The sequence below is a fragment of the Kitasatospora sp. NPDC001527 genome (genome assembly GCF_040298605.1).
GTDB lineage: Bacteria > Actinomycetota > Actinomycetes > Streptomycetales > Streptomycetaceae > Kitasatospora.
In genome coordinates this window covers 39,340-62,403 of sequence record NZ_JBEPAM010000019.1, presented here as the reverse complement: position 1 = coordinate 62,403, position 23,064 = coordinate 39,340, and the positions used below count along the sequence as shown (strand labels likewise).

Sequence of the window (23,064 nt, the reverse complement as noted above, 5' to 3'; positions counted from 1 at the left end):
CTCAGATCACTTCCCGAACCAGGAGGTCAGCGTGTGCTGCAGGATCGGGTAGAAGGCGCCGGCCATCAGGACGACCCAGACTCCGACCACGGACCAGAGCATCTGCTTCTGGTACTTCGGGCCCTTCGACCAGAAGTCGACGGCGACGACGCGCAGGCCGTTGAGGGCGTGGAACAGGATGGCGGCCACCAGGCCGTACTCCATCAGGTTCACGAGCGGCGTCTTGTACGTCTGGATGACGGTGTCGTACGCCTCGGGAGACACCCGCACCAGCGCGGTGTCCAGGACATGGGCGAACAGGAAGAAGAAGATGAGGACGCCGGTGACTCGATGAGCCACCCAGCTCCACATGCCTTCCCGGCCGCGGTACAGCGTTCCAGCCGGCACGGAAAAACCCTCCGGAAGCGATTGGGGGCTCGGCCGGCTTCGGTGTCGGTCAGCCCGGCCGGGTACGGTCCACCGGCCGCGAGCATCCTATCGACGCGTTGTCGGGAACCGCCTCCGGGGGCCCGCTGTGTGATCAAACAGGCACTTCTGGCCTAGCTGGACGGGAACCGGGGAGCGAATTGCGACGCTGGGTGACCGTTCGCTCGCACAAAGTCGCGCTACGGTGGGCGACCCCCGTCCGCGCCGACACCCCCGCCGAGGCCCCCGTGCCGCATCCCGTTCCGTGCCCGCCGCGCCCCCTGCTGCTGGCCGTCGCCCTGCTCCTCGCCGCCGGCTGTGCCGCCCCCGCCGCGGACTCGGCCGACCGGGCGTCCTCCGGGGCCCCGCCCCGCGAGCTGTCCGCCGCCGAGCTGCGCGCCGCCGCGGTCACCGAGGCCGACCTCGGTCCCGGCTTCACCGTGACGGTGGTCGTCCCCGGCCCGGGGGAGACCGGCCCGGACGGCGGCCGGGAGGCCGCCGACAAGCCGGCCTGCCAGCCGCTGCTGGACGCGGTGGCCCCGGCGGCCGCCGCCGCCCGGGCGGGTTCGGCGGCCTCCGCCGCGCCGGTCCCGGTGGTGCCGTACGCGGAGACCGATCTGAGCGTGGCCCAGGCCGCCGACCCGGCGGGCAGCCTCTACGGCGGGCTGCTCGGCTACCGGGGCGACCGGGCGGCCCGGCTGCAGGAGGAACTGGAGGGGCTGTTCGGCCCGTGCGCCGAGTTCGTCTCGACGGCGCCGCCGCCCCCGTCGGAGAAGGGCCGGGGCGAGACCCGCACCCGGCACCGGCTGAGCCGGCACGACACGCCCACGCCCGAGGGAGCCGACGCGGCGACGGGTTTCACCCTGACGAATGAATCGGGCTCGGTGGTGCTCGCGCAGCGCGCCGTCCTGGCGCGGGTCGGCCCGGCCCTGGTGGTGTTCAGCACGGTGGGCGTCGGCGCCGAGCCGGCCCCTGCGCCGGACGAGCGGGTCGTCCGGCGGCAGGTGGCCAAGCTGCGTGCGGCCCAGCGGGGCTGAGCGCCGGGGTCCGGCGCGCCCGGTTCTCAGCGGGCCCCGGCCCCCGAATGGGTGGCGACCAGGTGCTCCAGACGGGTGAGGGCGATCCGGCGCAGCTCGTCGGCGGCGACCAGGCGCTCCTCGTCGGGGTCGTTGGCGAGGCGGGTGCGGATCGAGCCGAGCACGGCGTCGAGCATCTCCTCGGGGTCGATGCCTTCCAGGCAGACCACGAAGACATGGCCGAACCGTGCCTCGTAGGCGGCGTGGGCCGCCCGCAGCGCGGTGTGCGCCGCCTGGCTGCCGGGTGCGCGCATGCCGAGGAGCGGCTGCGGCATCCAGCTCTCGTCCGCCAGCGCCTCGGCCAGGTCGGCCGGACGCAGGTCGTACGAGGCCTCGCTGGCGGCGGCGAGCAGGGACTCTATGTCGGGGTAGGGCCGGTGCGCGGTGAGCCGCAGGGCCCAGCGGTGGCTGCCGCAGCAGGCCAGCAGGGCCTCTTCCGCGGCTCCGGCGTCGGCCTCGTTGAATCGGTGCAACCCGAGGAGGGTCGGTTCGTCCCGGGGATCGGGCCTCGGTGACGGGATGTCGCTGGCCAGCGGGTCCTCCTCGTGAGGGCGGGAAGGTGCCGGTGAAGGGGGCGGGTGGAGTGGTGGGTGAAGCGGCGGTGAAGCCAGGTGAAGTATGAGGCTGCGGAACGGCGTCCAACGGCCCGTCCGGCTGTTGCCCAACGGTAGTTGAGCGCTCATCAGTTGGGGAGGGCGCACGCGGATTTCATCCGAACGAGCTATCAAGTTGTGACGTTGACACCTCGGTGTCAGCGCCCTCCCCATCCTCATCTGCTACGACGCACCGTCTCCGGCGCCCCTCGCGTCAGCGCCGCGTCACTCGCACTTCGTCCCGGCGGCCGGCATCGTGCCGTCGGTGAGGTAGGCGGCGTAGGCCGCGTCGATGCAGCCGTTGCCCTGGCCGAAGGCGCCGTGGCCCTCGCCCACCCGGGTCAGCAGGGTGGCGTTGGCGAAGCCCTTGGCCAGCGACTCGGCGGCGGCGTACGGGGTGGCCGGGTCGCCGGTGCTGCCGACCACCAGGATCGGCGCCGCGCCCTCGGCCCGGACGGTGTGCGGCTTCTCCGGGGTCTTGAACGGCCAGTTGGTGCAGGAACCCTCGCTGAAGTCCTCGACGGTGACGCCCTTCGTGAGCAGCGGGGCCTCCTGCTGGAGCTTCTGCACCGCCTGCTGGGCCTGCTCGGCGGTCGGCGCGGGAGAGGCGCCGTCGGCGCAGTGGATCGCGACCAGGGCGTCCGACTCGGGGGAGTAGTGGCCCTTGTCGTCCCGGCCGTTGTACACGTCGGCGAAGCCGAGCAGGCCGTCGCCCTGGCCCGCCTTCATCGCCAGGGTGAGCGACATCCGCAGGTACGGCCACATGGTCTTCTCATCGCCGTAGAGCAGGGCGAAGACACCCGTCCAGCCGAGGTCGCTGCCGACCTTGCGGCCGTCCTTGGTGGGCAGGGGCTTCGCGCGCAGCCCGTCGAGGAAGTCGGCGGCCTTCTTGGCGGCCTTGTCGCTGCTCTTGCCGAGCGGGCACTCGTCGGCGTGGTTCTGGACGCAGTCCACGGCGAAGCGCTCGAAGGCCTTCTCGAAGCCGATGATCTGGCCGATGCTCTCGTCCAGCCCCTGCGCGGCGGGGTCGACGGCGCCGTCGAGGATCATCCGGCCGACGCTCTTCGGGAACTCCTCGGCGTAGAGCGCGCCGAGGTAGGTGCCGTAGGAGATGCCGAGGTAGTTGAGCTTCTGGTCGCCGACGGCGGCGCGCAGCACGTCCAGGTCGCGCGCGGTGTTGCGGGTGCCGACGAAGGGCAGCAGCTTGCCGGACTTGGCCTGGCAGGCGGCGATGAAGTCGGCGGCGTGCTTCTCGCCCTGGGCCTTCGCCTCGGCCGGGTCGAGCGGGCTGTCCTCGGCGTTGAGCGCGTCGCGCTGCTTGTCGTCCAGGCAGTGGACGGGGGAGCTCTCCCCGGTGCCGCGCGGGTCGAAGCCGACCACGTCGAAGCGGTTGTGCAGGGTGCCCTCGAACTGCGTCTCGCCGTACTTGACGGTCTCCACGCCGGAGGCGCCGGGGCCGCCCGGGTTGATGATCAGCGAGCCGAGCTTCTGGTCCTGCTTGGCGGCCGGGTTCTTGATCAGCGCGAGGTCGATGGCCTCGGCCGACGGGTTGGTGTAGTCGAGCGGCACGCGCAGCTTGCCGCACTTCATCAGGGAGAGGTCGATCTTCTGCTCGGCGGCCTTGGCGTCCGGCGCGCAGGCGGCCCAGGTGATCTGCTGGCCGTAGAACGGCTTGAGCGCCGGGTCGTCGGCGCCGGTGGGCTTCACCGTCGGGGTGGGCGTCGGCGTCGCGGTCGGGGTCGCGGCGGCGGTGGCGGCGGTCTCCGACGGTGTGGCGGCGGCCTGGTCCTGGGCCGGCTTCTTGTCTCCGCCGCAGGCGGTCGCGAGGAGAAGGCTGCCGGCCGCGAAAGCGGCCAGCAGGAGGCGCGGGCGGGTGGCCCGATGAATCTTCATCGCACGTATGTACCATCCCGGGGTGACCGTTCGGATACTGACCCCGGCCGGACGGCCCGCCCGCGGCTCCCGGCGGCTCAGAGCTCCCGATGCACCTTGTGGTTGGCGGCCTGGGCGCGCGGGCGGACCACCAGCAGGTCGATGTTGACGTGCGAGGGCCGGGTGACCGTCCAGGCGACGGTGTCGGCGACGTCCTCGGAGGTGAGCGGCTCGGCGACGCCCGCGTACACCGCGGCGGCCTTCTCCTCGTCGCCGCGGAACCGGGTCACCGCGAAGCCCTCGGACTTCACCATGCCCGGGGCGATCTCGATCACCCGGATCGGCTCCCCGCACAGCTCCAGCCGGAGCGTCGCGGCGATGGTGTGCGCCGCGTGCTTGGCCGCCACGTAGCCGCCGCCGCCCTCGTACGCGGCCAGCGCGGCCGTCGAGGAGAGCACCAGGACGGTGCCGTCGCCGCTCGCCCGCAGGGCCGGCAGCAGCGCCTGGGTCACGTGCAGCACGCCGAGCACGTTGACCTGGTACATGGCCAGCCAGTCGGCCGGGTCGCCGCTCTCCACGCTCTCCGCGCCGATCGCCCCGCCGGCGTTGTTCACCAGCACGTCCACCCGGCCGACCCCGGCGGCGAAGGCGTCGACGGCGGCCCGGTCGGTGACGTCCAGGGTGACCGCCCGCGCCGCACCCCCGCGCCCGGCGATCTCCTCGGCCAGCGCCTCGATCCGCTCGGTGCGGCGGGCGGTCAGCACCACCTCGAAGCCCTCGTCCGCCAGCCGGCGGGCGGTCGCCGCGCCGATCCCGCTGCTGGCACCGGTGACGACGGCCACCTTCTGCTCGGTCATTGCCACTCCTGAGATATCCCGGTCGGTTCAGCCGATCATCTCAAGGCCCCCGGCGTTACATTGCGAGAGGAGTGGACCCGCCCGCCGAACCCCGCGGAGGACCCCGTGACCGCCGACCCGCCCGCCGGACCGCGCCGCACCGAGTCCGGCTTCCCGTTCGAGCCGGTGTACGGCCCCGAGGCCCTGGCCGGCCGGGACCCCGACGAGCGGCTGGGCCGTCCGGGGGAGTACCCGTTCACCCGGGGGATCCACCCGACCATGTACACCGGCCGGCCGTGGACGATGCGCCAGTACGCCGGCTTCGGTACCGCCGCCGAGTCCAACGCCCGCTACCGGCAGCTGATCGCCGGCGGCTCCACCGGCCTCTCGGTCGCCTTCGACCTGCCCACCCAGATGGGCTACGACTCGGACGCCCCGCTCGCCGCCGGCGAGGTCGGCAGGGTCGGGGTGGCGATCGACGGCGTCGAGGACATGGCCGAGCTGTTCGAGGGCATCCCGCTCGGCGAGGTCTCCACCTCGATGACCATCAACGCGCCCGCCGCCGTCCTGCTGCTCCTCTACCAACTGGTCGGCGAGGCCCGGGGCGTGCCGCCGGCCCGGCTCACCGGCACGGTGCAGAACGACGTGCTGAAGGAGTACATCGCGCGCGGGACGTACATCTTCCCGCCGCAGCCCTCGCTGCGGCTGGTCGCCGACCTCTTCCGGTACTGCCGGGCCGAGATCCCGCGCTGGAACACCATCTCGATCTCCGGCTACCACATGGCCGAGGCCGGGGCCACGCCCGCGCAGGAGATCGCCTTCACCCTGGCGAACGGGATCGCCTACGTGCGCGCCGCGCTGTCCGCCGGGCTGGCGGTGGACGACTTCGCGCCCCGGCTCTCCTTCTTCCTCGTGGCCCGCAGCACCCTGCTGGAGGAGGTCGCCAAGTTCCGTGCCGCCCGCCGGATCTGGGCCCGGGTGATGCGCGAGGAGTTCGGCGCCCGGGACCCGCGCTCGCAGCGGCTGCGCTTCCACACCCAGACCGCGGGCGTCCAGCTCACCGCCCAGCAGCCCGAGGTGAACCTGGTCCGGGTCGCCGTGCAGGCGCTCGCGGCGGTGCTCGGCGGCACCCAGTCGCTGCACACCAACTCCTTCGACGAGGCGCTGGCGCTGCCCACCGAGAAGGCCGCCCGGCTCGCCCTGCGCACCCAGCAGGTGCTCGCCCACGAGACCGACGTGACCGCCACCGTGGACCCGTTCGCCGGCTCCTACGCGGTGGAGGCGCTGACCGACGAGGTGGAGGCCGCCGCGCTCGCCCTGATGGCGCGGGTCGAGGAGCTGGGCGGGGCGGTGGCCGCGATCGAGGCCGGCCACCAGAAGGCGGAGATCGAGCGCAGCGCCTACCGGATCCAGCGGGAGACCGAGACCGGCGCGCGCACGGTGGTCGGGGTCAACCGGTTCCGGCTGGGGCCCGGGGAGTTGGCGGCCGAGGAACCGTACCGGCCGCTGCGGGTGGACCCGGCGATCGAGGCGCGGCAGGCCGGCCGGCTGGCCCGGCTGCGGGCGGAGCGGGACGGCGCCGCGGTGGGCCGGGCACTGGGGGAGCTGCGCCGGGCCGCCGGGGGCCGGGACAACGTGCTGTACCCGATGCGCGAGGCGCTGGCCGCGCGGGCCACCGTCGGCGAGGTCTGCGACGCGCTGCGCGAGGTGTGGGGCCGGCACGTCCCGGTCGAACGCTTTTGAGCCAATGTTCCGGGCGTCCGGAACCCGGCCGGAGCCGTCCGGACGGCCGTCAACCGGCCGGTCCAGCATGCCGTGACCGTGATCGCCGATGGTCGTTGCACAGGGCAGGCACCACGGGGAAGGCGGCTGAAACAAGATGTCATACCCACCATCGCGGCCGGTATGCGCCCATCCGGGCACTTCTTTGCGGGAACTCGGGCCAAATCCCCCCAACAGGCCTACCCTTGTTGAGATGAACCGTCGTGAGTCCGCCCAGTCGGCCGTCACCCTCACCGCTGCCCGCCCCGCCGCCGGTCTCCGCGACCGGGTACGCGAGCTGGAGCCCGAGCTGATCGCCTTCCGGCGGGACCTGCACCGGCACCCGGAGCTGGGCCGCCAGGAATTCCGTACCACCGGCCTGCTGCGCGACCGTCTGGTCGCCGCCGGCCTCGCCCCCCGGATCCTCCCGGGCGGCACCGGAATGCTCGTCGACATCGTTCCCGAGTCCGCCCCGCGCGGCGCGGAGTTCCTCGCCTTCCGCGCCGACATCGACGCCCTGCCCATCGACGACGCCAAGACCGACGTCCCCTACCGTTCGAGCGTCCCCGGCAGGGCCCACGCCTGCGGCCACGACGTGCACACCTCGGTGGTCCTCGGCACCGCGCTGGTGCTCGCCGAGGCCGCCCGCGGCGGTGAGCTGCGCCGCCCGGTCCGGATCGTCTTCCAGCCCGCCGAGGAGGTCATGCCCGGCGGCGCGCTGGACGTGATCGCGGCCGGCGGCATGGAGGGCGTCGGCCGGATCTTCGCCGTGCACTGCGACCCCAAGGTGGAGGTGGGCCGGATCGGCCTGCGGGTCGGGGCGATCACCTCGGCCTGCGACCGCCTGGTGCTCCACATGGACGGCCCCGGCGGCCACACCGCGCGCCCGCACCTGACCACCGACCTGGTCACCGCGGTCGCCCGCACCGCCTCCGAGCTGCCGGCCGCGCTGGCCCGGCGGATGGACCCGCGCTGGGGCGTCTCGCTGGTCTGGGGCCGGATCGCCGCCGGCTCCGCGCCGAACGTCATCCCGCAGCACGCGGAGCTGGAGGGCACCGTCCGCTGCCTGGAGCTGGCCGGCTGGCGGGAGGCGCCGGACCTGCTGCACGAGCTGATCGCCCGGCTCGCCGAGACCTACCGGGCGAAGTGGACGCTCGACTACCACCGGGGCGTGCCGCCGGTGGTCAACGAGGCGGTCTCGGTGGGGCTGTTGGAGGCCGCCATGACCGCGCGCTTCGGGCAGGACGGCGCCGAGGTGGTCGAGGACACCGAGCAGTCGCTCGGCGGCGAGGACTTCTCCTGGTACCTGGAGCACGCCCCCGGTGCGCTGGCCCGGCTCGGCGTGCGGGGCCCCGATGACACCACCGTGCGCGACCTGCACCAGGGCCGCTTCGACGTGGACGAGCGCGCGATCGCGATCGGCGTGGAGCTGTTCACCGCCCTCGCCCTGGAGCCCGGCACGCTCTGACGCCGTCGCCTCCCGCACCGGCGCACCGATCGGAACCGGACGCCCGCCAAGGGTGTCCGGTTTGATCGTCTATCAACCCTTTTCGCGAGTTCCGTACACTGGGCTGCGCCAGTTCCCGCCACCGCCCGTGCAGGGCAAAGGGGCGCCGGGGCGACGGTGAGACCACGGTTTGGTAACAACCCGAATGCTCCGGCGGCCCGTAACACAACCGTGTTCTACGCGCGTTACGGTGGCGTCCGACCACGCTAAACGGGTGCGTGTGAGAAGGAGAAACTCCCTTGCGCCGTTCTACTAAGCTCGCCGCGGTTGTGCTCTCGGGTTCCCTGGGCATCGCCTCGCTCGCCGCTTGCGGCGCAAAGAGCAACGACACCAACGCCTCCTCCGGTTCGTCCGAGGGCGGCCTGAAGGTCGGCATGGCCTACGACATCGGCGGCCGTGGCGACCAGTCCTTCAACGACTCCGCGGCCCGCGGCCTGGACAAGGCCAAGAGCGAGCTGGGTGTCGCGGTCACCGAGGCCGACGCCAAGACCGGTGAGGCCGAGGCCGACAAGGAGACCCGCCTCAAGAACCTGGTCACCGCGGGCTACAACCCGATCATCGCGGTCGGCTTCGTCTACCAGGCCGCCGTCGAGAAGGTCGCCAAGGAGAACCCGAACACCAAGTTCGCGATCATCGACTCGGCCTCCGAGACCCAGCCGGCCAACGTCACCTCGCTGACCTTCTCGGAGCAGGAGGGCTCGTACCTGGCCGGTGTGGCCGCCGCCCTCAAGTCCAAGAACAAGCACGTCGGCTTCATCGGCGGTGTGCAGTCCGAGCTGATCAAGAAGTTCGAGGCCGGCTACCGCGCGGGCGTCAAGTCCGTCGACCCGAACATCCCGGTCGAGGTCACCTACCTGACCACCCCGCCGGACTTCTCCGGCTTCGCCGCCCCCGACAAGGGCAAGGAAGCCGCGCAGGGCCAGCTCGACAAGAAGGCCGACGTCATCTACACCGCCGCCGGCTCCTCCGGCAACGGTGCCATCGAGGCCGTCGCCAACGCCGGCGCCCTGGCCATCGGCGTCGACTCCGACCAGGCCGCGCAGCCCGCCCTGGCGAAGTACAAGAACAGCATCATGACCTCGATGGTCAAGAACGTCGACAACGCCGTCTTCGCGTACATCGAGTCCGCCAAGAAGGGCCAGCCCTTCACCGGTGTGAAGAACTTCGACCTCAAGGCCGACGGTGTCTCGCTCGCCACCACCGGCGGCAAGATCGACGACATCAAGGGCAAGCTCGACGAGGCCGCCAACGCCATCAAGAGCGGCCAGACCACCATCCCGACCGACCCGTCGAAGCTGTAAGGCTCCCGGGCTCGACCGGACGTCGCTGCCGCTGCCGTCTGCCCGGCAGCGCCATGATGGACGCTGCATAGGGAGGGGCCCGGAAGGGTGCGCTCAGTGCGTACCCCCGGGCCCCGTCCCGTCCCCTCTCCCTTTTCCGCTTTTGGCCCTCCAGCGCAACGACGCGCCTCCAGACCACCAGGAGACCGCCATCACCGCATCCGACCCCGCCCCGATGACGGGCGGTAACCCCAGCGCGGGGACGGCGACACCGGCCGTCGAACTGCGCGGAATCACCAAGCGATTCCCCGGCGTCGTGGCCAACCACGACATCAACCTCACCGTCCGCACCGGCACCGTGCACGCCCTGATGGGCGAGAACGGCGCCGGCAAGTCGACGCTGATGAAGATCCTCTACGGCATGCAGAAGCCGGACGAGGGCACCATCGCGATCAACGGCGAGCAGTGCGAGTTCAACACCCCGGGTGACGCCATCGCGCGCGGCATCGGCATGGTGCACCAGCACTTCATGCTCGCCGACAACCTCACCGTCTGGGAGAACGTCGTCCTCGGCGGTGAGCACCTGTACGGCATCGGTGCCAAGGCCAAGGCGAAGATCAGGGAGATCTCCGACCAGTACGGTCTGGGCGTGCGCCCGGACGCCCTGGTCGAGGACCTCGGCGTGGCCGACCGCCAGCGCGTCGAGATCCTCAAGGTGCTCTACCGCGGCGCCAAGATCCTCATCCTCGACGAGCCCACCGCGGTGCTCGTCCCGCAGGAGGTCGACGCCCTGTTCGACAACCTGCGGGAGCTGAAGTCCGAGGGCGTCACCGTCATCTTCATCTCGCACAAGCTGCACGAGGTGCTCTCGGTGGCCGACGCGATCAGCGTCATCCGCCGCGGCACCACCGTCGGCGACGCCGACCCCAAGAGCGTCACCGCCCGCCAGCTGGCCGAGCTGATGGTCGGCACCGAACTGCCCTCCCCGGAGAGCCGCGAGTCGACCGTCACCAGCACCGAGATGCTGAACGTCGAGGGCCTGCGGATCGCCAAGACCGACGCCGAGGGCATCGAGCGCGTCGTCCTGGACGACATCTCGCTGCGCATCCACAAGGGCGAGATCCTGGGCATCGCCGGTGTCGAGGGCAACGGCCAGGCCGAACTGGTCGAGGCCATCATGGGCATGCTCCCGCTGGACGCCGGCACCGTCACCCTGGACGGCAAGGACCTCTCCGGCACCCTGACCCGGGCCCGCCGTGAGGCCGGCATCGGCTACATCCCCGAGGACCGCCACCGGCACGGCCTGCTGCTGGAGGCCCCGCTCTGGGAGAACCGGATCCTCGGCCACGTCAGCGAGCGCCCCAACTCCAAGGGCGTGCTGCTCGACCCGGCCGCCGCCCGCAAGGACACCCAGCGGATCGTCGAGGAGTACGACGTCCGCACCCCCGGCATCGAGGTCACCGCGGCCTCCCTCTCCGGCGGCAACCAGCAGAAGCTGATCATCGGCCGCGAGATGAGCCACGACCCCAAGCTGCTGATCGCGGCCCACCCCACCCGCGGCGTGGACGTCGGCGCCCAGGCGCAGATCTGGGAGCACATCCGGGTCGCCCAGCGGGCCGGCCTCGCCGTGCTGCTGATCTCCGCCGACCTGGACGAGCTGATCGGCCTGTCCGACACCATCCGGGTGATCTACCGCGGCCGGCTGGTCGCCGACGCCGACCCGGAGACCGTGACCGCCGAGGACCTCGGCACCGCGATGACCGGCGCCGCCGGCGGCCACATCGAGTCCGAGCCGGAGGCGGTCGCCCAGGCGCAGGCCCTCGCGGCCGAGGGCACCGGGTCCGCGCCGTCCGACACCCCCACCGACACCGCCGACGACCAGCAGGCGGGGGAGTAGCCCACATGACCAGTCCCAAGCCCGCCGCGAAGCCCTCGTCGGCCAAGCGGTTCGACGGCGAGAAGATCCTGCTCGCCCTCGCCGCGCCGGTGCTCGCCGTCGTGCTGTCCGTCGCGATCTGTTCGGTGCTCCTGGCGACCTCGGGCAAGAACCCGTTCGACGCCTGGAACGTGATGATCACGTACGGCACCAAGTCGGACGGCCAGGTGGCCATCCTCAACCGGTCCACCACGTACTACCTCGCCGCCGCGGCCGCCGCCTTCGGCTTCCGCATGAACCTCTTCAACATCGGTGTCGAGGGCCAGTACAAGGTCGCCGCGCTGTTCGCGGCCTTCGTCGGCAGCCAGGTCGACCTGCCGTCGTTCATCCAGATCCCGCTGCTGCTGGTCACCGCGATGCTGGTCGGTGGTCTGTACGCGAGCATCGCCGGTCTGCTCAAGGTCTTCCGCGGCGTCAGCGAGGTCATCGCGACCATCATGCTGAACGCCATCGCGGTGGCCATCGTCGGCCTGCTGCTCGTCCCCGGCATCTTCGCGCCGGAGAAGAGCGGTTCCAGCAACGCGATCCAGACCGCCCCGGTCTCGGAGTCCAGCCACTTCTTCGCGATCGACACCGACGGTGGGCCGCTCTACGGCTTCCTCTTCATCGCGATCCTGGTCGGCGTGGCCTTCCAGTTCACCCTGAACCGCACCCGCTTCGGCTTCGACCTGCGTGCCACCGGCCGCTCGGAGAGCGCGGCGACCGCGTCCGGTGTGAACGTCAAGCGCATGGTCGTCACCTCCATGGTGGTCTCCGGCGCGCTGGCCGGTCTGATCGGCCTGCCCGAGCTGCTGCAGAACTCCTACAACTTCGGCCAGAGCTTCCAGGCGGGCCTCGGCTTCCTGGGCATCTCGGTCGCGCTGCTCGGCCGCAACAGCCCGATCGGCATGGCCTTCGCGGCCGTGCTGTTCGCCTTCCTGGACTCCACCGGCTCCCAGCTGCCGCTCCAGGGCGGCTTCCCGTTCGAGATCGTCCCGGTCATGCAGGGCACCATCGTCATCTGCGTCGTCGTCGCCTACGAGCTGGTGCGCCGCTACGGCCTCAAGCGCCAGCAGCAGAAGGTCGGCGCCGAGCTCGCCGCCCAGGCCGCCGCGGCCGCCGAGAAGAAGGAGGTGTCCGCATGAGCACGGCCACCGCAGCCCGCGCCAAGGCGCCGGGTGCTCCCGCCAAGAAGCGCAAGATGACCTGGCCCGTGGTGCTGCTGCTGATCGCGGGCGCCCTGGTCCTGTTCTCCGCCGTCGGCATGATCACCGACAACCACTCGCTGACCTCCTCCGGGCAGGTCACCGCCGCGCTCAGCGCCGCCGTGCCGATCGGCATGGCGGGTCTGGGCGGCCTCTGGTCCGAGCGGGCCGGCGTGGTCAACATCGGCCTCGAAGGCATGATGGTCGCCGGCACCTTCTGCGGTGCCTGGGGCGGCTACCTGGTCAACCCGTGGTTCGGCCTGGTGGCCGGCATGATCGGCGGCGCCCTGGGCGGCCTGCTGCACGCGGTCATCACGGTGACCTTCGGCGTCGACCACATCGTGTCCGGTGTCGGCGTCAACCTGCTGATCCCCGGCATCTGCGCGTACGTCAACCGGATCTACTACCAGGACTACATCTCCGCCGGCGCCGGCGCGAACCAGTCCCCGCCGGCCGACCCGCTGCCGTACATCACCATCCCCGGGCTCTCCTCGGGGCTGAAGGACATCGAGGCGCACCACTGGTTCCTGGTCTCCGACGTGGCCGGCGTGGTCGGCGGCCTGGTCACCAACATCTCGGTGGTCGTGCTGCTGGCCGGCGCGCTGATCGTGGTCAGCTACTTCGCGCTCTGGCGCACCGTGTTCGGCCTGCGGCTGCGCTCCTGCGGTGAGAACCCCACCGCGGCGGAGTCGCTGGGCGTCAACGTCTACAAGTACAAGTACCTCGCGGTCATCACCTCCGGTGCCTTCGCGGGCCTCGGCGGCGCGTACCTCTCGCTGGTCGCGGCGCACTTCTACAAGGACGGCCAGACCAACGGCCGCGGCTTCATCGGCCTCGCGGCGATGATCTTCGGCAACTGGATGCCGGGCGGCCTCGCCATGGGCGCCGGCCTGTTCGGCTTCACCGACAGCCTCCAGCTGCGCGACCCGGAGTCGGTGCACGTGCTGATCCTGGTGGTCGCCATCGCGATGGTGCTGCTGGCCGCCTGGCACCTGTACCGCCGCAAGTACACCGCCACGGTGATCACCCTGGTGGTCTCGGCCGGCCTGTTCGTCTGGTACTTCACCACCGACGAGGTGCAGCGTCCGCTGATCGTCGCCACGCCGTACGTGATCACCCTGGTGGTGCTCTCGCTGGCCTCACAGCGGCTGCGGCCGCCGAAGGCCGACGGCCAGATCTACCGCAAGGGGCAGGGCAAGTGATGCCGGGCGCCGAGGCGGTGGACTGGGCCGCGCTGCGGACGGCGGCGCGCGAGGCGATGGGCCACGCGTACGCGCCGTACAGCAAGTTCCCGGTCGGCGCCGCCGCGCTGGTGGACGACGGCCGGGTGGTCACCGGCTGCAACGTCGAGAACGCCTCGTACGGGCTCGCGCTGTGCGCCGAGTGCGGCCTGGTCTCCGCGCTGCACGCCAGTGGCGGCGGCCGGCTGACCGCGTTCACCTGCGTGGACGGCTCCGGCGCGCTGCTGATGCCGTGCGGGCGCTGCCGCCAGCTGCTGTACGAGCACGGCGGGCCCGACCTGCTGATCGAGCTGCCGTCCGGCGTGCGGCCGATGAGTGACGTCCTGCCCGACGCGTTCGGGCCGGAGCGGCTCTAGCACTGCCGTTTGTTACGCGCGTAGAGTGTCGCGAGCGGGGCCCGGCAGGCCCCGCTCGCGACACTCTTCGCCTTTCTGCGAACCCTTCTTGACCCCTCTTGGAGCAATGGAGCAACCATGGACGCCATCTCCGTCATCAGGACCAAGCGCGACCGCGGAGAGCTGAGCGACGCTCAGATCGACTGGGTCATCGACGCCTACACCCGCGGCGAGGTCGCCGACGAGCAGATGTCCGCCCTGGCCATGGCCATCCTGCTGAACGGCATGAACCCGCGCGAGATCAGCCGCTGGACGGACGCGATGATCCGCTCCGGCGTCCGGATGGACTTCTCCTCGCTGGCGCGGCCCACCAGCGACAAGCACTCCACCGGCGGCGTCGGCGACAAGATCACCCTGCCGCTCGCCCCGCTGGTCGCCGCCTGCGGCGCCGCCGTCCCGCAGCTGTCCGGCCGCGGCCTCGGCCACACCGGTGGCACCCTGGACAAGCTGGAGTCCATCCCCGGCTGGCGCGCCCTGCTCTCCAACGAGGAGATGCTGGACGTCCTGCGGGGCACCGGCGCGGTCATCTGCGCGGCCGGCGACGGCCTCGCCCCGGCCGACAAGAAGCTGTACGCGCTGCGCGACGTCACGGGCACCGTCGAGGCGATCCCGCTGATCGCCTCCTCGATCATGTCCAAGAAGATCGCCGAGGGCACCGGCGCGCTCGTCCTGGACGTGAAGGTCGGCTCCGGCGCCTTCATGAAGAACATCGACGACGCCCGCGAGCTGGCCCGCACCATGGTCGGCCTCGGCACCGCGGCCGGCGTCAACACCGTCGCCCTGCTCACCGACATGTCGACCCCGCTCGGCCTCACCGCGGGCAACGCGCTGGAGGTCCGCGAGTCCATCGAGGTGCTGGCCGGCGGCGGCCCCGCCGACGTCGTCGAGCTCACCCTGGCGCTGGCCCGCGAGATGCTGGCCGCCGCGGGCGTGCACGGCAAGGACCCGGCCGACGCGCTGCGCGACGGCTCCGCGATGGACCACTGGCGCCGCATGATCGCCGCCCAGGGCGGCGACGTCGACGCCCCGCTGCCGGTCGCCCGCGAGCAGCACGTCATCCCGGCCCCGGCCTCCGGCGTCCTCACCGCCCTCGACGCCTACGCGGTGGGCGTCAGCGCCTGGCGCCTCGGCGCCGGCCGCGCCCGCAAGGAGGACCCGGTGCAGGCCGGCGCCGGCGTCGAGATGCACGCCAAGCCCGGCGACACCGTGGTGGCCGGCCAGCCCCTGCTGACCCTGCACACCGACACCCCCGAGCGCTTCGACTACGCGATCGAGGCCCTCGCCGGCGGCATCGAGGTCGCCCCCGCGGGCACCCCGTTCACCCCGGCCCCGATCGTCCTGGACCGCATCGCCTGACGGTCCGCAGGTCTGCTCGCGTACGCCGCCTCAGGCGTACGTGAGCAGACCGCCGGTGTCGATGGTCCACGGGCCGACGGCGATCTCGTCGCCGAAGACGAACTTCTCACGGTTCGTGTAGCCGAGTTCGGAGTGCACGATGCCGGTACCCGTGCGGGGGTCGATGATCAGGTAGAACGGAATGCCCATCGCCGCGTAGTCGTGGACCTTGTCGCGGTAGTCGTTCTCGGGGTTGGACTTGGAGACGACCTCCACGACGAGCAGCACCTCGTGCGGCAGCACCGCCGACTGTTCACCCTCCAGGGTGGCCTCGGGGAACACCATCAGATCCGGGTTCCGCAGTCGGCCGAGCCCGGTGTCCTCCAGATCGGCGCCGTGGTAGGCGATGTGGTCGGGGTGCGTGGTCGGCAACTGGGCGTTGAGCTGTCGGGCGATGCGCAGCACGGCGAGTTCGTGGCGCTTCACCGGTGACATCATCATGACGATCTCGCCATCGGCGATCTCGATCTTCCCTATCCCGGGCACCTGCGGCAGCTGACCCGCGATCTCGCGCAACCGGGCGTACGCAGCAGGGTCGATGCTCATATTCCGGAGTGTAGCGACGGCAACCGACAGCCGGGCGTTCCTCACCTGCCGCGGTGAGGATGAGCTTGAGGAACTCCTCGGGGACCTCGTGGACGAGGTCGTGGCCGGTGGGGAAGGTGTGGCCGCCCCGCCGCCCGCCGCCGCGCCGACCACGCCGTCCCGCACGTGGGTGTCGAGGTCGATCCCGCCCGCCGCTCCGACGTGCCCGCGCTCGCTCACCCCGGTCGGCGTCACCGGGTGCACCTCGTGCCCGGCGGCCCGCAGCCCCTCGGTGATCGGCCGGTACCACCGACCGCCGTGCAGGGCGCCGGGGATGAGGACGAAGGCGGCCATGGCGCGTTCCTCTGTTCGCGCGGTACCGGTGGGACGCGAGGAAAGCTACGGGGGATACCTGACAACGAGCGTCAGGTATCCCCCGGCCCGCGGTCTTCGGCGTGGTGCTTGATCTCTCCCAGGTCGACCTCGGCCTCCTTGCTCTGCCAGGCCGGACTCCGGAACCGTTCCTGGTCCTCCGGAACGGCGGATGCCGGCTCCTGAGCTTCCACGGGGGAGAGCTACCGGGCGGAAAGTCTGCCCGGCAGGCGTTCGGCCCGGCGGGTGGCGGTGTGGGCCTGACGGGTGGCGTAGAGGGTGACGGCGGCGGCGAGGGCCATGGCGGTGAGGCCGATGGTGGCGGCGCCGGGCCAGCCGGTGGCGTGGTAGGCGTCGGCGCCGGTGGTGCCGCCGAGGCTGTTGCCCAGGTAGTAGGCGATCAGGTAGAGCGCGGAGGCCTGGGCGCGGCCCTCGGTGACGGTGCGGCCGACGGCGGCGGAGGCGGTGGCGTGGCCGGCGAAGAAGCCGGCGGTGATCAGCACCAGCCCGAGCAGGGCGAGGGCCAGGGAGTCGGCGAGCGAGAGCAGCAGCCCCAGGGTGGTGGTGCCGATCGCGGCGTACAGCGCGCCGCGCCGGCCGAGCCGGGCGGAGAGCCGGCCCGCGGCGGCGGAGGTGCCGGTGCCGACCAGGTAGACCACGAAGATCGAGGCGGCGATCGACTCCGGCAGGTGGAAGGGCGCGGCGATCAGCCGGTAGCCGACGGTGTTGTAGACCGCTCCGAACACCGCCATGAACAGCAGACCCAGTGCGTACAGCCGCAGCAGCAGCGGGTTGCGCAGGTGCCGGCCGACGGTGCGGGCCAGGGCGCGGGCGTCCACCGGGGCCGGGGTGAAGTGCCGGGCGGCGGGGATCAGCAGCCGGAAGGCCAGGGTGGCCAGCAGGGCGAGGACGGCGGAGGCGGCGAGCCCCCAGCGCCAGCCGAAGCCGGCCGCGACCCAGCCGGAGAGCAGCCGTCCGCCCATGCCGCCGATGCTGTTGCCCGCCACGTACAGGCCCATCGCGGAGGCCAGCGCGGAGGGGTGGACCTCCTCGGCGAGGTAGGCCATCGCGGTGGCGGGGAGGCCGGCGAGCGCGGCGCCCTGGAGCACCCGGAGCACGACCAGGGTGGTGAGGTCCGGCGCGAACGGCAGGGCGAGCGCGAGGGCGGAGGCGGCGAGGGTGGAGGCCGTCATCACGGCGGTGCGGCCGTACCGGTCGGAGAGCGCGCTGGCGGGGAGCAGGGCGAGCGCCAGGCCGAGGGTGGCGGCGGAGGCCGTCCAGCTGGCCTGACCGGGGGTGAGGCCGAGGTCGTCGGAGAGGACCGGCAGCAGGCCCTGGGTGGAGTAGAGGAGGACGAAGGTCGCGACGCCGGCCGCGAAGAGCGCGAGGTTCGCGCGCCGGAAGGAGCGCTGGCCGGGACGGTGGCGGTCGTCTCGGCGGGGCATCGGCTGGGTGAGGGCGTCCGGCAGGGTCGCGGACGCCCCGGTACTGGAGGGCTGCATGACGTCGACGGTAGAACCGCCGCGCTGATGCGTCCAATGCATGAACCGGCGACAATCGATGCGTCGGTGCATGAGCGCAGCAAGGGGCAGGGGATGGAGAACGTCATGGCCGCCGGGACCGAGCCGGCCCGGCTCGCGGAGCTCGGACCGGACCTTCCGGCGGTGCAACTCGCCCCGCTGCTGGCCCAGTTCGCGGCGGTCGCCCGGCTGGAGCACGTGACCCAGGCGGCGGCGCTGCTGGCGATGCCGCAGCCGACGCTGTCCCGGGCGGTGGCCCGGCTGGAGGCGGAGCTGGGCGTCGACCTGCTCGCCCGGCAGGGCCGCACGGTCCGGCTGACCCGGGCGGGCCGGCTGCTGCTGGCCTCGGTGGAGCGGGCGCTGGCCGAGGTCGAGCGCGGCGCCGAGGCGGCCCGGGCGGAGGCCGACCCGGAGACCGGGCGGGTGGCGTTCGGTTTCCTGCACACCATGGGGACGGACGCGGTGCCGGCCCTGCTGCGGGACTTCCGGGCGGCGTACCCGTTGGTGCGCTTCCAGCTGGTGCAGGACTACGTGGGCGCGATGCTGGACCGGCTGCGGGCGGGGGAGCTGGACCTGTGCCTGGTCGCGCCGGTCCCGGACGACGATCCGGCGCTGGTCGCCCGCCGGCTGGACGAGCAGCGGCTGCACCTGGTGGTCCCGGCGGACCACCGGCTGGCCGGGCGGCGCCGGATCCGGCTGGCGGAGGTGGCCGAGGAGCCGTTCGTCGGGCTGGAGCCGGGCTACGGGATGCGGGCGATCACGGACGGCTTCTGTGCGGAGGCGGGGTTCGTGCCGCGGATCGCGTTCGAGGGGGAGGAGACCGAGACGCTGCGCGGGCTGGTGGCGGCGGGGCTGGGGGTGGCGCTGCTGCCCCCGGCGCTGGTGCCCCGGCCGGGGGTGGTGGAGCTGGAGGTGACGGCGCCGCGCACCCGGCGGGCGATCGGGCTGGCCTGGGCGGCGGGGCGGCCGCTGACCCCGCCGGCGGTGGCGTTCCGGGACTTCGTGCTGTCGCGGCGGGGGCGGCTGCTGGCGCACGACTGAGGCGGTGGGGGCGGTGTCCGGCCGGAGCGGCTGGCGCGGTCGGCGTCCGGGAGGCTGACTGGCGAGTAGGTTGCCCGGATCGTCCCTTTGGTGGAATTCCCGGTGGACATTGGACGATTCGGCCCAGCGGACGGTGGCCTGTCTACGCGCGTAGGAGCTACACTCCCGCAATGGAGAAGCAGATCCCCGTCACCACCGCGGGCACCGGCCCCCGGATTCCCACCCCCGAGCAGATCGCCCGCGCGCCGAAGGTGCTCCTGCACGACCACCTCGACGGCGGCCTGCGCCCCGAGACCGTGGTCGAGCTGGCGGCCGCCGTCGGCTACGAGGGCCTCCCCAGCACCGACCCCAAGGCGCTCGGCGAGTGGTTCCGCGAGGCGGCCGACTCCGGCTCGCTGGTCCGCTACCTGGAGACCTTCGCCCACACCTGCGCCGTCATGCAGACCCGTGAGGCCCTGATCAAGGTCGCCGCCGACTGCGCGGAGGACCTCGCCGCGGACGGCGTCGTCTACGCCGAGGTCCGCTACGCCCCCGAGCAGCACCTGGAGCGCGGCCTGACCCTGGACGAGGTCGTCGAGGCCGTCCAGGAGGGCTTCCGGCTCGGCGAGGCCAGCGCCCGCGCCGCCGGCCACCGGATCCGGATCGGCACCCTGATCACCGCGATGCGGCACGCCGCCCGCTCGTCGGAGATCGCCGAACTGGCCAACCGTCACCGCGACGCCGGCGTCGTCGGCTTCGACATCGCCGGCGCCGAGGCGGGCTACCCTCCCACCCGCCACCAGGCCGCCTTCGACTATCTCAAGGGCGAGAACAACCACTTCACCATCCACGCGGGCGAGGCCTTCGGCCTGCCGTCGATCTGGGAGGCCCTGCAGTGCTGCGGCGCCGACCGCCTCGGCCACGGCGTGCGGATCGTCGACGACATCACGGTCGAGGGGGACGGCACCGTCACGCTGGGCCGCCTCGCCGCGTACGTGCGCGACAAGCGCATCCCGCTGGAGATGTGCCCCACCTCCAACCTGCAGACCGGCGCGGCCACGTCGTACGCCGAGCACCCGATCGGGCTGCTCAGCCGGCTGAAGTTCCGGGTCACCGTGAACACCGACAACCGGCTGATGAGCGGCACCAGCATGAGCCGCGAGTTCGCGCACCTGGTCGAGGCCTTCGGCTACACGCTGGGGGACCTGGAGTGGTTCACCGTGAACGCGATGAAGTCGGCCTTCCTGCCGTTCGACGAGCGGCTCGCGATGATCAACGACGTGATCAAGCCGGGCTACGCCGAGCTCAAGGCGGAGTGGCTGTTCAGCGCCGGCAGCTGAGCCCCTCCGGGATGACCGGATGAACGCCGCTCTCCGCCACGGGAGTTGGCGTTCATCCGACTTCTCGCTCGGGCGGGTGAACCGCCATTGAAGCGCGTGCGGTCCCCTCACTACGGTGTGCCCGTCATTGCCGACCAGCCGTGGCGGCGGGCCCCGTCGCGTCGGCCCCGTGTGTCGGCCACCGACGAGGACCCAAGGGGACGAACCACATGAAGCAGGCCACTCTCAAGGCCGCCGGCACCGCCGTGCTCGGCATCGCGATCGCCGCGGTGGGTGCCGGCGGCGCGTCCGCCGCCCCCGCCACCGCCACCGGTGGTCTCGGGCTCCCGACCAACCTGCTGACCAACCCGGCGACCGCCAAGGCCCTCACCGACACCGCGGGCAAGCTGCCGGTCGCCGACAAGGTCAGCAGCACCCTCGGCACGCTCGCCCCGAGCGCGGGCGAGGCCGCCGCCCCGATCGCCGGGGTCACCAGCAACCGGGGCGCCCTGCCGACGGTGCCGGGTCTCGACAAGACCCCGCTCGGCGGGCTCACCCAGACCCTCCCGCTGCCGGGCCTGACCGGCTGACCCGTCCGCCGCGCAGCACGCCCGAAGGGGCCGCCCGCTCTCCTCCCGGGGAAGCGGGCGGCCCCTTCGGCGTCCTTGGGCGTCACGGCTCCTGGGGGAGCAGCAGCCAGAGCGCCAGGTAGATCAGGAACTGCGGGCCGGGCAGCAGGCAGGAGGCCAGGAAGATGGCCCGCACGGTCCACGGCGTGAGCCCGAAGCGCTCGGCGATCCCGGCGCAGACGCCGGCGATGACACGGTTGTGGCGGGGGCGGGCGAGGCGGCTCATGGTGAACTCCAGGGGCAGTGGTGACGCCGTCGGCCGGTCCCTCCGGCTGGCGTACTTCCATGCTCCGCCGCCGTCCCGCCGAAAGCCTCACCCCGCAAGCCGATCCCGCCCCTGACCTGCGTCATCGTCCGGCAGGACGTCTTCTCGGGGTTGCGCTCAGGGTCGGCCCGGAGATTGGCGGGGCGGTGGAGCGGGAAGTCGGCCCGGCCGACTTCCCACTCCGGCGCGCCCGGCTGGCGGCGCGGCCCCGCGAAGGTGCCGGACCGTGCCGGACCGTGCCGGACCGCGCGGTGGACGGTTCCGGCCAGGGACGGTTCCGTCCAGCCGGCCGGCCTTCCGTGCGCCGACTCCTCGGGGAAGACTGATGCTCGCCGCTGGTGGACGCGACATCGGCGGGCCTCGGACCCCGCGAGCGGCCGGACCGCTCACCGACCGGGCGCTGCTCGGAACACGGGCCGTCCCACCGGTCGTGCGGGTTCTCCTCCCCTTCCACCGCCGGGGGTACTGCCGTGCCCGCGAAGCCCTCCCGTCTCGTCCGCCTCGCCGCCGCCGGTCCGGTGGCCGCCTCCGGGTCCGCCGTCGACGGCTGGACGTCCCGCTCCGAGGTGCCGGACCGAGCCCAGTCCCGGGTGAAGCGCCCTGTCAGGCGCGCTGCGGCAGCCAGCCGTTCTGCACGGCCCGCACGCCGAACCGGAGGTGGATGTGCCCCCCCGGGGGGGCGGTCGTGAGGTCCGTGCGGAACGGTGCGGTCGTGAAGGACGTCACGGGCGCCGACGCGACGGTGTACGTGACGGCGGGCGGTCAGGCCGTTCCGCTGAGCGCTGTCGACTTCGCGGGTCCGGGTGATGACAAGCCTGGGCGGACTTCGGGCCGGGAAGTACGGCTTCGACGACGTGGTCAGCGTCCTGACCGCCCTGACCGTCGGGCTCCCGACCGTCTCCGCCTGAGCCGGTGACCCGGTGACCCGGTGGCGCGGGTCACGGCACCAGGACCACCTTGCCGAGATTGCGGCGCTGCTCGACGAGGGCGTGGGCGCGGGCGGCCTCGGCGAGGGGGATCTCGCCGTGGACGGCGGGGCGCAGGGTACCGGCGGCGCGCAGCCGCCAGAGGTCGTCGCGCCAGCGGGCGTAGAGCTCGGGCCGGCCGGTGGCGACGGCGCGGATCTGGAAACCGATCAGCGAGGCGCCGCGCAGCAGGAGTTCGTACGCCTCGACCGTGCCGCCGCCGGAGCTGTAGGCGACCAGCCGGCCGCCGGTCGCCAGGGCGCGGACGGCGCCCGGGAGGAGGTCGCCGCCGACGCCGTCGAGGATCGCGTCGTACGGGCCGCCCCGGGCGAGGTCCTCGTAGAGCACCACCTCGTCGGCGCCGAGGGAGCGGACGAAGCCGGCCTTGGCGGCGCTGCTCACGGCGGCGACGACGCGGCCCGCGCCGCCGGCCCGGGCGTACTGGAGGGCGAGCGTGCCGACCCCGCTCGCGGCGGCGGTGACGAGGACGCGCTCGCCCGGTTCGAGACGGGCGGCCTCGTGGGCGCCGCGGGCGACGAGGCCGCTGCGGACCAGGGCGACGGCCTCGACGGCGGTCGCGTCGTCCGGGACGTGCGAGGCCATCGCGGTGGGCAGGACGGCGAACTCGGCGTAGGCGTCGGCGAAGCAGAGCCCGGTGACGCGGTCGCCGGCCGCGAAGCCGGTGACGCCGGGGCCGGTGGCGGCGACGCGCCCGGCGATCTCGCCGCCGAGGGCGAGGGGCTCTCGGCTGTCGCGGAGCCTGCGGACGGTGGGAAGGGTGACGCCGACGGCCTCCACCCGGACGAGCAGGTCCCCGGCGCCGGCCTCCGGTACCGCGGCCTGCTCGGCCCGCAACAGCCCGGGACCACCGTCGGCCTCATGACGGACACGCAGCACGGGACCTCCCCGATCCGGCCATGGAATCATTGGACACTCCAACGATAATGGGGGAATCGTTGGAGTATCCA

General features: G+C 72.6%; 20 protein-coding genes. 12 read left to right on the top strand and 8 right to left on the bottom strand.

Features of this window, described 5'->3' with window-relative positions; genetic code table 11:
• Positions 1-6: 6 nt before the first annotated feature.
• The gene (gene sdhC, locus ABT238_RS19425) at positions 7-387 is read right to left on the bottom strand and encodes a succinate dehydrogenase, cytochrome b556 subunit (protein ID WP_093861779.1); all 381 of its coding nucleotides are present in this window, start codon (positions 385-387) and stop codon (positions 7-9) included.
• A 266-nt stretch (positions 388-653) separates the two neighbouring features.
• Here sdhC and ABT238_RS19420 point away from each other — a divergent pair, with 266 nt between their 5' ends.
• Entirely contained in the window at positions 654-1,442 is a 789-nt protein-coding gene (locus ABT238_RS19420) for a hypothetical protein (RefSeq protein ID WP_350769506.1), read from the top strand.
• A gap of 26 nt (positions 1,443-1,468) precedes the next feature.
• Here the strand turns inward: ABT238_RS19420 and ABT238_RS19415 are convergent, their stop codons facing one another.
• The 3 genes from ABT238_RS19415 to ABT238_RS19405 form a co-directional block, all read right to left on the bottom strand.
• On the bottom strand, positions 1,469-1,954 hold the full coding sequence (locus ABT238_RS19415; protein ID WP_350571172.1) for a 2-oxo-4-hydroxy-4-carboxy-5-ureidoimidazoline decarboxylase: 486 nt from the start codon (positions 1,952-1,954) through the stop codon (positions 1,469-1,471).
• A gap of 345 nt (positions 1,955-2,299) precedes the next feature.
• Positions 2,300-3,967, bottom strand: coding sequence for an alpha/beta hydrolase (locus ABT238_RS19410; protein WP_350769496.1), 1,668 nt, complete (start codon positions 3,965-3,967; stop codon positions 2,300-2,302).
• Positions 3,968-4,044: 77 nt separating this feature from the next.
• Positions 4,045-4,803 carry an SDR family oxidoreductase gene (locus tag ABT238_RS19405; RefSeq protein WP_350769488.1) on the bottom strand — a complete coding sequence of 253 codons (759 nt, stop codon included), beginning with the start codon at positions 4,801-4,803 and terminating at the stop codon, positions 4,045-4,047.
• A 105-nt stretch (positions 4,804-4,908) separates the two neighbouring features.
• Between ABT238_RS19405 and ABT238_RS19400 the strand changes: the two genes are divergently transcribed.
• The 8 genes from ABT238_RS19400 (at position 4,909) to ABT238_RS19365 (ending at position 15,442) form a co-directional block, all read left to right on the top strand.
• Positions 4,909-6,525, top strand: a complete 1,617-nt coding sequence (locus ABT238_RS19400) for an acyl-CoA mutase large subunit family protein (RefSeq protein WP_350571169.1) — start codon at positions 4,909-4,911, stop codon at positions 6,523-6,525.
• 232 nt (positions 6,526-6,757) lie between these two features.
• Positions 6,758-8,011: an amidohydrolase gene (locus ABT238_RS19395; RefSeq protein WP_350769478.1), complete on the top strand. Its 1,254-nt coding sequence runs from the start codon at positions 6,758-6,760 to the stop codon at positions 8,009-8,011.
• Between the two features lie 278 nt (positions 8,012-8,289).
• The gene (locus ABT238_RS19390; protein WP_350571166.1) at positions 8,290-9,351 is read left to right on the top strand and encodes a BMP family lipoprotein; all 1,062 of its coding nucleotides are present in this window, start codon (positions 8,290-8,292) and stop codon (positions 9,349-9,351) included.
• A gap of 214 nt (positions 9,352-9,565) precedes the next feature.
• Positions 9,566-11,227 carry an ABC transporter ATP-binding protein gene (locus tag ABT238_RS19385; protein ID WP_350571165.1) on the top strand — a complete coding sequence of 554 codons (1,662 nt, stop codon included), beginning with the start codon at positions 9,566-9,568 and terminating at the stop codon, positions 11,225-11,227.
• A 5-nt stretch (positions 11,228-11,232) separates the two neighbouring features.
• On the top strand, positions 11,233-12,390 hold the full coding sequence (locus tag ABT238_RS19380; RefSeq protein WP_350571163.1) for an ABC transporter permease: 1,158 nt from the start codon (positions 11,233-11,235) through the stop codon (positions 12,388-12,390).
• Entirely contained in the window at positions 12,387-13,652 is a 1,266-nt protein-coding gene (locus ABT238_RS19375; protein ID WP_350571162.1) for an ABC transporter permease, read from the top strand. The genes ABT238_RS19380 and ABT238_RS19375 overlap by 4 nt, the downstream gene beginning before the upstream one ends.
• The gene (locus ABT238_RS19370) at positions 13,652-14,047 is read left to right on the top strand and encodes a cytidine deaminase (RefSeq protein WP_350769449.1); all 396 of its coding nucleotides are present in this window, start codon (positions 13,652-13,654) and stop codon (positions 14,045-14,047) included. The genes ABT238_RS19375 and ABT238_RS19370 overlap by 1 nt, the downstream gene beginning before the upstream one ends.
• Positions 14,048-14,164: 117 nt before the next feature.
• A complete protein-coding gene (locus ABT238_RS19365; protein WP_350769440.1) occupies positions 14,165-15,442 on the top strand; it encodes a thymidine phosphorylase in 1,278 nt (425 codons plus the stop codon).
• A 30-nt stretch (positions 15,443-15,472) separates the two neighbouring features.
• Here the strand turns inward: ABT238_RS19365 and ABT238_RS19360 are convergent, their stop codons facing one another.
• Together ABT238_RS19360 and ABT238_RS19355 are read right to left on the bottom strand one after the other, a co-directional pair.
• Complete coding sequence (locus tag ABT238_RS19360; protein ID WP_350571158.1) at positions 15,473-16,027, bottom strand: Uma2 family endonuclease; 555 nt, start codon at positions 16,025-16,027, stop codon at positions 15,473-15,475.
• Positions 16,028-16,581: 554 nt separating this feature from the next.
• Entirely contained in the window at positions 16,582-17,880 is a 1,299-nt protein-coding gene (locus tag ABT238_RS19355; protein ID WP_350571156.1) for an MFS transporter, read from the bottom strand.
• A 105-nt stretch (positions 17,881-17,985) separates the two neighbouring features.
• Here ABT238_RS19355 and ABT238_RS19350 point away from each other — a divergent pair, with 105 nt between their 5' ends.
• From ABT238_RS19350 to ABT238_RS19340, 3 genes are all read left to right on the top strand, one after another.
• Positions 17,986-18,939, top strand: a complete 954-nt coding sequence (locus tag ABT238_RS19350; RefSeq protein WP_350571181.1) for a LysR family transcriptional regulator — start codon at positions 17,986-17,988, stop codon at positions 18,937-18,939.
• Between the two features lie 170 nt (positions 18,940-19,109).
• Complete coding sequence (locus tag ABT238_RS19345; RefSeq protein ID WP_350571155.1) at positions 19,110-20,258, top strand: adenosine deaminase; 1,149 nt, start codon at positions 19,110-19,112, stop codon at positions 20,256-20,258.
• A gap of 209 nt (positions 20,259-20,467) precedes the next feature.
• Positions 20,468-20,827 carry an ATP-binding protein gene (locus ABT238_RS19340; RefSeq protein ID WP_350769423.1) on the top strand — a complete coding sequence of 120 codons (360 nt, stop codon included), beginning with the start codon at positions 20,468-20,470 and terminating at the stop codon, positions 20,825-20,827.
• Positions 20,828-20,909: 82 nt separating this feature from the next.
• On the opposite strand, the gene ABT238_RS19335 is transcribed toward ABT238_RS19340, so the two are convergent.
• Positions 20,910-21,092 (bottom strand): PspC domain-containing protein, encoded by a 183-nt coding sequence (locus ABT238_RS19335; RefSeq protein WP_350571153.1) that lies wholly within the window; start codon positions 21,090-21,092, stop codon positions 20,910-20,912.
• 977 nt (positions 21,093-22,069) lie between these two features.
• A complete protein-coding gene (locus ABT238_RS19330; protein WP_350571151.1) occupies positions 22,070-22,993 on the bottom strand; it encodes a quinone oxidoreductase family protein in 924 nt (307 codons plus the stop codon).
• Positions 22,994-23,064: the final 71 nt, after the last annotated feature.